This is a genomic window from Nocardia sp. NPDC003482 (assembly GCF_053588115.1).
This window is the reverse complement of record NZ_JBSFPI010000002.1, coordinates 507,017-513,033: the sequence shown is the minus strand read 5'-3', so window position 1 is coordinate 513,033 and position 6,017 is coordinate 507,017. Positions and strand designations below refer to the sequence as shown.

The following is a 6,017-nucleotide window of genomic DNA, read 5'->3' as shown; positions in this document are numbered from 1 at the left end:
CCCGCCGCCGCGCGGTCCGCCGCGGCGGCGGTCGCCGCGGGACGCTCGGAAGCCGTGGCGGCCGGGGCGGTTTCGCGCGCCGAGCGCGGCCAGATCGCGACGGCGAGCGCGACGACGGCGATCAGCGCCGCGAGCGTCCACCGCCAGGCGACGGGAACCGATCTCACCGGCCCACCAGCTCGAGCAGATGCTCGGACTCCGGACCCTTGATCAGCGCGGCCGCGGCAGCCGGATCGGTGGGACCGGCGCCGAAGGAGGGGCAGTCCTTGGCGAGCACGCACGCCCCGCACGCCGGTTTGCGCGCGTGGCACACCCGGCGGCCGTGGAAGATCACCCGATGCGAGAGCATCGTCCAGTCCTTGCGTTCGATCAGCTCGCCGACCGCGTGCTCGATCTTGACCGGATCCTCCTCGGCGGTCCACTGCCAGCGCCGGACCAGCCGCGCGAAATGGGTGTCCACCGTGATTCCCGGCACATCGAAGGCGTTGCCCAGGATGACGTTGGCGGTCTTGCGGCCGATGCCCGGCAGCTTCACCAACTCCTCGAGGGTGTGCGGCAGCACCCCGTCGTGGCGTTCCAGCAGCGACCGGCCCAGGCCGATGAGCGCGGTGGTCTTGTTGCGGTAGAAACCGGTCGGGCGGATGTACTCCTCGAGTTCGGTGCGGTCGGCCTCGGCGTAGGCGCGGGCGTCGCGATAGCGGGCGAACAACGCGGGGGTGGTCATGTTCACCCGGACGTCGGTGCACTGCGCGGAAAGGATTGTCGCCACGGCCAATTCGAGCGGGGTGGTGAAATCGAGTTCGCAGTGCGCGTTCGGAAACGCCTCGGTCAGTGCGCGATACATCCGCCGGGCCCGGCGCACGCGTCCGAGCCGCGTCTCCCCCGCGAATTTGTTCTTCGGGGCAGGGGTCGCGCGCCGACGCCGGGCGGGCGCGGCGGTGCCGTCGGTGGCTTCGAGGTCGGCGGGCGATTCGTGCCCGTTCGCGGCGGCGGATCCGGTTTCACGCACGCGTCCACCATACGGAACCACCCCGACGCGGGCGCAGCCGTTGACCGAGGCCCGTGTTCCTTCTGAGACCTTCTCCGTGTTTACTCACCCGTATGCAAGGACTCGCTGTGGTGCTCTTCCCGGTGGTGCTGATGCTGTTCGCGCTGTTCATGGAACGGGTGGAAAATCGGCTACGCAAGCTGCTCGAACCGGAGGAAGAGGTCCAGCAGTATCTGGACCAGGCCACCAACCCCGAGGTCGACGAGTTGGCCAAGATCGGGGTCCCCGCGCACGCCGCCCGCAATCGCCGCCGTCGCTCCAGCGGTGACGAGTTGGATGTGGCCGCCGCCAGCTGATCCGCTCCGCCCTCGGGAACCGATTCGGCACCGCGCGCGTTCCACAAACCGCGCGGTGCGTGGTGTCTGTCACTACGCTGCTCGTGTGCCAAGTAGACTGCACTGTCGGCCGAATCGCGTCGGTCTTCGACAGACTCAATTCCGATAAGGAGCACATTCGTGGACGAGGCCCTCGCCAGAGCAGGCATCTTCCAAGGCGTCGAGCCCACCGCGGTGGCGGCTCTCGCCAAACAGCTCGAGCCCGTGGACTTTCCGCGCGGCCACGTCATCTTCAACGAGGGCGAGCCCGGCGATCGGCTGTACATCATCACATCGGGCAAGGTGAAGATCGGTCGGCGCTCACCCGACGGCCGGGAGAATCTGCTGACGATCATGGGCCCGTCGGACATGTTCGGCGAGCTGTCGATCTTCGACCCGGGCCCGCGGACCTCCACCGCCACCACCGTGACCGAGGTTCGCGCCGTCACCATGAATCGCGAGGCGCTCAAGTCGTGGATCGATCAGCGGCCGGAGATCGCCGAGCAATTGCTCCGCGTACTCGCCCGCCGCCTGCGCCGCACCAACAACAACCTCGCCGATCTGATCTTCACCGACGTGCCCGGCCGCGTGGCCAAGGCGCTGTTGCAGCTGGCACAGCGGTTCGGCACGCAGGAGGCGGGCGCGCTGCGGGTCACCCACGACCTCACCCAGGAGGAGATCGCCCAGCTCGTGGGCGCCTCGCGCGAGACGGTCAACAAGGCCCTGGCGGATTTCGCGCATCGCGGCTGGCTGCGGCTCGAGGGGAAGAGCGTGCTGATCACCGATTCGGAGCGGTTGGCGCGCCGGGCCCGCTGAGTCCGAACCGATTCCGGCCCGATTCCGACGCGGCCTCCAACGGGGAGTGACGCCGGGCGATCGCGCCCGGCGTCAGGATCGGTCCCGGCCGCGCAGATAGGCCAGCTGCGCCTTGACCGAACTGCGCGCGGCGGGCCAGAGCTTCTTGTCGACATCGGCGTAGACCTTCGCGACGATCTGCAGCGGGCGCGCGTTCGGCCCGAGTTCGCGCAGCGCCTCGCGGACCTGATCGAGCCGCTCCTGCCGGTGCCGGATGTAGTAGTCGATCACCGGTTTCGCCTCCGGATGATCGGGACCGTGGGCCGGGAGCAGCGCCCGGCCGGACGCCACCTCGGAAAGCCGGTCCAGCGACGACAGATAGTCGCCGAGCGCGCCGTCGCGCGATTCCAGCACCGTCGTGCCGCTGCCCAGCACCGTGTCACCGGTGAGCACCGCGTCGCCGAGGACGAAACTGAGCGAGTCGGTGGTGTGACCCGGGGTGGCCAGCACCCGGATCCGCAGCCCGGCGGCCTCGACCACCTCGCCGTCGGTCAGGGTCTCCGCCGAGCCGTGCAGGAATTTCGGATCGTGCGAACGGACCTGGGCCCCGGTCAGTTTCACCAGCCGGTCGATGCCGCCGGTGTGATCGTGGTGGTGATGGGTGATCAGGGTCAGCGCGATCCGGCCGTCGGTGGCCCGCGCGATGGCCTCGACGTGCGCCTTGTCCTTCGGGCCCGGATCGATCACGACGTAGTCGGACCGATCCGGGGCGCGCAGCAGCCAGGTGTTGGTGCCCTGCAGGGTCATCTGATTCGGATTGTTCGCCAGCAGCACCGAGGCGGTCGGAGTGACCGGGCGGACCTGCCCGTACGCGGGATGGGTGAGGCTCATGACGCTCCTAACGCACAGTGCCGCAACGAACTTCCGTCAGCCCTGCTTACCGCACTTCGGCGATGAGCTCCACCTCGACGGGAGTGTTCTTGGGCAACTCGAACACCCCGACGGCCGAGCGCGCGTGCACGCCGGCCGCGCCGAAGACCTCGCCGAGCAGTTCGGACGCGCCGTTGATCACCAGCGGCTGATCGTTGAAACCCGGTGCGGAGGCCACGAATCCGACCACCTTGACGATCCGCACGACCTCGTCGAGATCCACGACGGATCCGACCGCGGCCAGCGCGTTGAGCGCGCAGTACTTGGCGGCCTCGCGGCCCTGGTCGAGCGAGACCTCGGCCCCGACCTTGCCGGTGGCCGTTAACTCACCGCCGACGAAGGGCAGCTGCCCGGAGGTGTAGACCAGCGCGCCCGAGCGCAGCGCGGGGATGTACGCGCCCGCCGGGGCGGCCACCGGCGGCAGTTCCAGGCCCAGCCGTTCCAGATTCTCCCGCCACGACCCGGCCATCAGCGCTTGTTCCGCTTCAGGTAGGCGACGTGCTGCTCACCGGTCGGGCCGGGCAGCACGGTCACCAGCTCCCAGCCGTCCTCACCCCACTGATCCAGAATCTGCTTGGTCGCATGTGTCAGCAACGGCACGGTCGCGTATTCCCACTGGGTCCGATCACTCATGAGCCAGAAGCGTAGTGGGGCGCCCGTGCGGCCAGTCCATAGCCACGCTTTCATAACGGGTTATAGGCTCGCGATCGTGGGAGTACCGACAGCAGTGCCCGTTTCGGAGGAACCCGGGCTGAAACGAGGGTGGCCGGAACGCGCGGACCGGGCCCGCCTGCACTACGTGTCCGGCAAGGGCGGCACCGGGAAGTCCACGGTGTCGGCCGCTCTGGCGCTCGCACTGGCCGCCGGGGGGCGGCGCGTGCTGCTGGTGGAGGTGGAGGGCAGGCAGTCGATCGCCCAGCTGTTCGATCTGCCGCCGCTGCCGCCCACCGAGACCAAGATCGCGACCGCCGACGGCGGCGGCGAGGTGGTGGCGCTCGCGCTCGACATCGAGCACGCCTTCCTGGAATACCTCGACATGTTCTACAACCTCGGCTTCGCGGGCCGGGCCATGCGGCGGATGGGCGCGATCGAGTTCGTCACCACGATCGCCCCGGGCCTGCGCGACGTCATCCTTACCGGCAAGATCAAGGAATGCGCGGTGCGCGTCGACAAGTCGGGCTCCCCCGTCTACGACGAGGTCGTGGTGGACGCGCCGCCGACCGGCCGGATCGCGAGCTTCCTCGACGTCACCAAGGCCATGGCCGAGGTCGCCAAGGGCGGCCCGATCGCCTCGCAGGCCGACGGGGTGTCCCGGCTGCTGCACTCCGATCAGACCGTCGTCCACCTGGTCACCCTGCTCGAGGCGCTGCCGGTGCAGGAGACCGCGGACGCCATCGCGGAACTGACCGAGGCCGATTTCCGGATCGGCACGCTGATCGTCAACCGGGCCGCGCAGGGCTATCTGCCCGCCGGGTCGCGCGCCCGCGTGGCCTCCGGTGAACTGGACACCGAGGCGCTGCGCGCCGGACTGGACAAGGCCGGAATCTCGTTGTCGGACAAGGACTTCCGTGGCCTGGTGCAGGAGGCCGTGGAGCATTCGGCCACGCTGCGGGCGCAGGACGACAGTTCGGCCGAGCTGGCCAAGGTCGACGTCAGCCGCCTGTATCTGCCCACGCTCGCCGACGGCATGGATCTGGGCGGGCTGTACGAGCTGGCCGAACAGCTGAGCGCGCAGGGGGTCCGCTGATGACGAGTTCGCTACCGCCCGCACCCCTTGCGCCGCTGGACATCTCGCGCATCCTCGCCGATCCCGCCGCGCGGGTCGTGGTCTGCTGTGGTTCCGGCGGCGTCGGCAAGACCACCACCGCCGCGGCGCTCGCGCTGCGCGCGGCCGAACAGGGTCGCAAGGTCGTGGTGCTGACCATCGATCCGGCCCGGCGGCTCGCGCAGTCGCTGGGGGTGAGCGATCTCGGCAACAAGCCGCAGCGGGTCCAGCTGGGTCCGGACGCCAAGGGCGAACTGCACGCCATGATGCTGAACATGCGGCGCACCTTCGACGAGATGGTGCTCGAGCACACCAGCCCGGAGAAGGCCGAGCAGATCTTCTCGAACCCCTTCTATCAGACGGTCGCCTCCTCCTTCGGCGGAACGCAGGAGTACATGGCGATGGAGAAGCTCGGGCAGCTGGCCGGGCGGCGGGAATGGGATCTGATCGTCGTCGACACCCCGCCCTCGCGCAACGCGCTGGACTTCCTCGACGCGCCCAAGCGGCTCGGAAACTTCCTCAACGGCCGGATGATTCGCGTGATCATGGCGCCCGGCCGGGGCGTGGGCCGGTTCGTGACGGGGGCGATGAGCCTCGCCGTGCGCGGGGTCTCGACGGTCGTGGGCGGGCAGATGCTCAAGGACGCCTCGCTGTTCCTGCAATCGCTGGAGTCGATGTTCGGCGGCTTCCAGGACCGGGCCGAGCGCACCTACGCCATGCTCTCGCGGCCGGGCACGCATTTCCTCGTGGTCGCCGCGGCGGAACCGGACGCGCTGCGCGAGGCGTCGTTCTTCGTGGACCGGCTGTCCTCCGACGGCATGCCGCTGGCCGGGCTGGTGCTCAACCGCACCCATCCGGTGCTGTGCGCGCTCTCCCCCGAGCACGCCCTCGCCGCGGCCGATCGGCTCGCCGCCGACAGCGCCGAGAGTGCCGAGGGTGCCGAGGATTCGGCGGCCGAGCTGACCGCCGACGTCCTGCGCATCCACGCCCAGCGGGCGCGCACCGCCAAGCGCGAACAGCATCTGCTGCACCGGTTCACCGGCGCCCACCCCCGGGTGCCGCTCGTGGCGGTGACCGCGCTGCCGTTCGAGGTCTCCGACCTCGAGGCGCTGCGCGCGGTCGGCGACCAACTGGTCGGCCCGCGGCGGCCCTGAAAACGGCCCGA

At 69.7% G+C, this 6,017-nt stretch carries 8 protein-coding genes; 4 read left to right on the top strand and 4 right to left on the bottom strand.

All coding sequences use genetic code 11. The features are described from left to right. Nucleotides 1-163: 163 nt before the first annotated feature. Entirely contained in the window at nucleotides 164-844 is a 681-nt protein-coding gene (gene nth / locus ACWDSJ_RS05570) for an endonuclease III (RefSeq protein ID WP_450029457.1), read from the bottom strand. A gap of 257 nt (nucleotides 845-1,101) precedes the next feature. On the opposite strand from nth, the gene ACWDSJ_RS05565 reads away from it, so the two are divergent. After that, nucleotides 1,102-1,344, top strand: coding sequence for a hypothetical protein (locus ACWDSJ_RS05565; protein ID WP_387359101.1), 243 nt, complete (start codon nucleotides 1,102-1,104; stop codon nucleotides 1,342-1,344). Between the two features lie 159 nt (nucleotides 1,345-1,503). Then, nucleotides 1,504-2,178, top strand: coding sequence for a Crp/Fnr family transcriptional regulator (locus ACWDSJ_RS05560; RefSeq protein WP_387359099.1), 675 nt, complete (start codon nucleotides 1,504-1,506; stop codon nucleotides 2,176-2,178). Between the two features lie 72 nt (nucleotides 2,179-2,250). Here ACWDSJ_RS05560 and ACWDSJ_RS05555 read toward each other — a convergent pair whose 3' ends face one another. From ACWDSJ_RS05555 to ACWDSJ_RS05545, 3 genes are read right to left on the bottom strand one after another with little or no spacing between them, the layout of a single operon-like run. Next, on the bottom strand, nucleotides 2,251-3,048 hold the full coding sequence (locus ACWDSJ_RS05555) for an MBL fold metallo-hydrolase (RefSeq protein WP_450029407.1): 798 nt from the start codon (nucleotides 3,046-3,048) through the stop codon (nucleotides 2,251-2,253). A 46-nt stretch (nucleotides 3,049-3,094) separates the two neighbouring features. After that, entirely contained in the window at nucleotides 3,095-3,556 is a 462-nt protein-coding gene (locus tag ACWDSJ_RS05550) for a RidA family protein (RefSeq protein ID WP_450029405.1), read from the bottom strand. After that, entirely contained in the window at nucleotides 3,556-3,720 is a 165-nt protein-coding gene (locus ACWDSJ_RS05545) for a hypothetical protein (RefSeq protein ID WP_387359093.1), read from the bottom strand. Before ACWDSJ_RS05545 ends, ACWDSJ_RS05550 begins: the two co-directional genes overlap by 1 nt. 94 nt (nucleotides 3,721-3,814) lie before the next feature. Between ACWDSJ_RS05545 and ACWDSJ_RS05540 the strand changes: the two genes are divergently transcribed. After that, the gene (locus ACWDSJ_RS05540) at nucleotides 3,815-4,834 is read left to right on the top strand and encodes an ArsA family ATPase (RefSeq protein ID WP_450029455.1); all 1,020 of its coding nucleotides are present in this window, start codon (nucleotides 3,815-3,817) and stop codon (nucleotides 4,832-4,834) included. Further along, nucleotides 4,834-6,006, top strand: a complete 1,173-nt coding sequence (locus ACWDSJ_RS05535) for an ArsA family ATPase (RefSeq protein ID WP_450029402.1) — start codon at nucleotides 4,834-4,836, stop codon at nucleotides 6,004-6,006. The genes ACWDSJ_RS05540 and ACWDSJ_RS05535 overlap by 1 nt, the downstream gene beginning before the upstream one ends. Nucleotides 6,007-6,017: the final 11 nt, after the last annotated feature.